Raw genomic sequence first — 4032 nt, forward strand, 5'->3', positions numbered from 1 at the left:
GCTTGCATCTGCGGGAATAAGTCCAGCCAAACGAAAATAGGAGGAGCTATTTTTGTTTGGCTGTTCTTATTATTTGATGCAGACCAGCTTTTTCACGACCTTTTAAAATTACATATTTTTCCATAAAACTTGCATTTGATCCAAGATGTCGATGACATCTTTTGTCAAGAAGAGAGAACGATTTGGCAAGTCACCTTCGATCATGTGTACCATATTGTTTATTTCGTAATTCATGGCTTCAGAAGTACTCCCGCTTTCGATGAATTCCTTCGTACCGTCTGTAAATAGGATCTCCGCACGATCCGCACGAGGATAATCAGCAATCGTCACATAGCCGTTTTCAAAGGCCACGATACCGACTTTTGGCATTTTTGCCTGAAAAGACAAGCTGACAGCAGCAAGTTCATTTTCTTTGTTGCGCAAAATAGTGACTGATTGCTCGTCTACGCCTGTTTCAAAAGGGACCATTGTAGAGGCAACTACTTCAGGCTGAGAACTCAAAAAGAAACGAGCAAAAGATACCGCATACGTACCGATATCCAACAGAGCTCCACCAGCTAATTCAGGATTGAAGAATCGGTTTTCTGGATCTGGTTCCTTATAACTGCCGAAAGGTGCTTGGATCATTTTTAAAGCCCCTAGTTTTCCTGTATCCATTATTGAGCGTAATTGCTGATAAAGCGGCATGTTGAAGATGGTCATGGCTTCTGCTAAAATCAGATTCTTTTCTTCTGCTAAACGCATAGCATCAGCCAGTTCTTTTTTGTTCATCGTGATGGCTTTTTCACATAAGACGTGTTTGCCTGCTTCCAATGCTGCCAAGATATGGTCGATATGCTGTTTATTTGGTACAGCAATGTATATGATGTCGATTTCAGCATCGTTTAACATTTCTTGATAGCTTCCGTAAGCTTTTGGAATATTGTAACGGTGTGCGAAGTTTTCCGCTTTTTCTAAAGTTCTGGAAGCAACCGCTGTTAGTTCACTTGTCTCTTGATTGAAGCTTTCGGCAAACTCATGTGCGATGGTACCTAGACCAACGATTCCCCATTGATATTTTTTCATCTGAAAACGCTCCTTCATAGTTGGATTGAGATTCTTTTCTGTCTATTATTATAACAAAAATCACGAAGAATGAAGGGGAGAGGACTTGAAACATTAAAAAAAATGAAAGCAGCGATTTAACAGGTGCTTTTTGACTAAAACTTAAGTAGAATAGTTAAAAGGAGGGGATAAACGTGCATCAAGTATATATTGATCTTATTATGAGTGTATTATTGGAACAGTTTGAAACTGAAAAAAACTTTTTAGATGAATACTTGCTGATCAGTCCAGAACAATGGCAAAAATGGAAAGATGGCGAGAAAAATTTGCCTTCTGAAGCGATGCAGAAAGTAAAAAATCTTTTCACTGATTATGAATGGATGCTTACGCAAAAGATTTTGCGTCAAACGATTATTTTTCCCGAGAAACGAAATATTGCTGTTGCAGAGTATAAACAAATTAAAACACGTATCGCGCAAAAATGGCTAAGCAGCAAAGCAGCAAAAGTCGAGCTGATCCCTTTGAAAAACAATCAGCAGGCTGGTAGGTACCTTGACTTGAAAGTAAGTATTCAATATGATGAATGGGGCTATGATGATATTTTGAATTTTCGTTTGCCAGCAGATGTTCAAAAACAGATTGAAGGAGAAAAAATCGAACTTCTTGATTGGGTGAATGAAAATCTGGAAGAAACTTACGTTCATGATACGAACGGGGAACGTGAAGAACAACGAAAGGATTTTTCAAGTGAATAAATTTTTAGGATTTGGAGCAGTTGTGATTATGATCGCAGCAATGGGCTATGTTATTTTTAGCGATGATGACGCGCATGTTCAAGCCGGCAATCAAACGGTCGAACGAACAAGCACCAAAACAACTGCTAGTAAAGAAAAAAACAGTCAAACAACAAGCAGCAAGGCAAAGGACAAAGAAACACAAGATCGTACATCCAAACAATTACCAGATGTTAAAACAGACGATTGGCAACTAGTTTTGGTTGGTCCAGATCACAAATTAGAAAAAGAAATCGATGAGTCTACTCAATTGGCATCATTGAGTAATGGATATTTGATCGACAAACGCATTGCTCCGGAATATGAAGCATTTGCTAAAGCTGCCGAAACAGCTGGGTTTCCGTTAGTTATGGTCTCAGCTTACCGGTCTGTATCATCCCAACAACAAGTTTTCGAACAAAATGTCCAAGATGTGATGAGTCGTCAAGGTGTATCAGAAGAGGAGGCGACAAAAATCACTAAAGAAACGATTACGGAGCCAGGATACAGCGAACACCACACAGGTCTGGCAGTCGATGTCGTCGATCAAAACTGGTACAACAGTTATCCTTCTACTGTATTGGATGCAAGTTACGGAGATCAGCCTGGAGCTAAATGGATCGCAGATCATGCTGCCCAGTATGGATTTATCGTTCGTTATCCAAAAGGACGCGAAGATATAACTAAAATCACATATGAACCTTGGCACTTACGTTATGTCGGTAAAGAAAATGCTGAGTATATCACCAAACACCAATTGACGCTAGAAGAATATCTGAATGAATTAAATGAAAAGTAGGAATTGATCATGGCGAAAAAAAAGTGGAAAAAGCAAAAGCGCAAGAATATCCGTTGGCCAGCAGTGGTTGCCGGTGTAGTAGTGATACTCCTAGCCTTTGTTTTTTCCTTGAAGAATCTGTCTTCTCCTTTTACTGATAATCAGCAAGAAAATGAAGCGCAATCCCATCAGCAATTTATTGAACGGCTTGTTCCACATGCCCAAGAACTACAAGATGGTTATGGAGTGCTTCCTAGTATCATTTTAGGACAAGCTATATTAGAATCGAATTGGGGAAAAAGTACCTTGGCTAGCAAATACAATAATCTTTTCGGGATCAAGGCTTATGGGGATCAGAAGAAAGTAAGCCTAGAAACAAAGGAATTTGTTAACGAAGAATGGATAACTATCCAAGGAGACTTCAAAGTGTATGATTCATGGGAACAGTCCATGGATGACCATACACAACTGTTCGTCCAAGGAGTAGATTGGAATCCTGCACTGTATGAAAAAGTGATTACGGCCACCAATTATCAGGAAGCCGCACAAGCATTGCAAGATGCAGGTTATGCGACAGACCCCGGTTATGCGCAAAAAATCATCCAGGTCATCGAGACGTACCAGTTGAATCAGTATGACCGGAGATAGCAAAGGAGAAGTGGCTGATGGCAGAACAATTTACGCCGGAAATCATGACGGAATTGAGAAAAGATATCGTAAGAGTACCGGAAATCATTTTAGAAGCAAGCGGGATCAAGATATTTGGAAAATTGATTCGTTCGATCATCTTTACTACGGATATCGCAATCATACGAAATACAAATGCGAATGCAGTAATTGCTGTGTATCCTTTTACACCACATCCAGCAATTACTAAAAGTATCATTGAGGCAGCTGATATTCCAGTTTTTTCCGGTGTAGGAGGCGGATTGACACAAGGTGCTCGTTCTTCTTACATGAGCATGTTTGCAGAAGCGCAAGGTTCTTTAGGGGTCGTTTTGAATGGTCCTACGCCTTTAGAGACAGTGAAAGAAGTTTGTCGAGTAGTTGATATCCCAGTTATCAGTACGGTAACATCGAAATATACAGAAATTGATGAAAAGTTAGCAGCTGGTATTTCGATTATCAATATCAGTGCGGGAAAAGAAACTGCAGAAGCAGTACGTCATTTTCGTAAAAAGTATCCTGAACTTCCTATTATTGCGACAGGCGGACCAACGGAAGAAAGTATTGCTGAGACCATTCAAGCAGGAGCAAATGCCATCACGTATACGCCGCCAAGTAGCGGAGAGCTTTTTAGTCGTAAAATGGAAAAATATCGGGAAACTGAAAAAAAGAAACATGAATAACAGGTAAGAAGTAGAGGCTGGTACAGAAGCGTTTAACTCCAAGAAATAAGAAGGAATTCACGAGTATTGCTTTTCAAATTTTTGTGAA

5 protein-coding genes are annotated in these 4032 nt (G+C 39.8%); 4 read left to right on the plus strand and 1 reads right to left on the minus strand.

Translation table 11 applies throughout. The features are described 5' to 3' along the window. Window positions 1-108 precede the first annotated feature (108 nt). Window positions 109-1065, minus strand: a complete 957-nt coding sequence (locus ESP02_RS12950) for a Gfo/Idh/MocA family protein (protein WP_025478490.1) — start codon at window positions 1063-1065, stop codon at window positions 109-111. Window positions 1066-1238: 173 nt separating this feature from the next. On the opposite strand from ESP02_RS12950, the gene ESP02_RS12955 reads away from it, so the two are divergent. The 4 genes from ESP02_RS12955 to ESP02_RS12970 are packed head-to-tail and all read left to right on the plus strand — an operon-like array spanning window position 1239 to window position 3944. Beyond that, complete coding sequence (locus tag ESP02_RS12955; RefSeq protein ID WP_002293272.1) at window positions 1239-1799, plus strand: hypothetical protein; 561 nt, start codon at window positions 1239-1241, stop codon at window positions 1797-1799. Continuing rightward, window positions 1792-2616 (plus strand): D-alanyl-D-alanine carboxypeptidase family protein, encoded by an 825-nt coding sequence (locus ESP02_RS12960; protein ID WP_002374382.1) that lies wholly within the window; start codon window positions 1792-1794, stop codon window positions 2614-2616. The genes ESP02_RS12955 and ESP02_RS12960 overlap by 8 nt, the downstream gene beginning before the upstream one ends. 9 nt (window positions 2617-2625) lie before the next feature. Further along, complete coding sequence (locus ESP02_RS12965) at window positions 2626-3243, plus strand: glycoside hydrolase family 73 protein (protein ID WP_002315168.1); 618 nt, start codon at window positions 2626-2628, stop codon at window positions 3241-3243. 17 nt (window positions 3244-3260) lie between these two features. After that, a complete protein-coding gene (locus ESP02_RS12970) occupies window positions 3261-3944 on the plus strand; it encodes a hypothetical protein (protein WP_002374384.1) in 684 nt (227 codons plus the stop codon). Window positions 3945-4032 lie beyond the last annotated feature (88 nt).

The sequence above is a fragment of the Enterococcus sp. NBRC 3427 genome (genome assembly GCF_007996925.1).
Lineage (GTDB): Bacteria > Bacillota > Bacilli > Lactobacillales > Enterococcaceae > Enterococcus_B > Enterococcus_B lactis.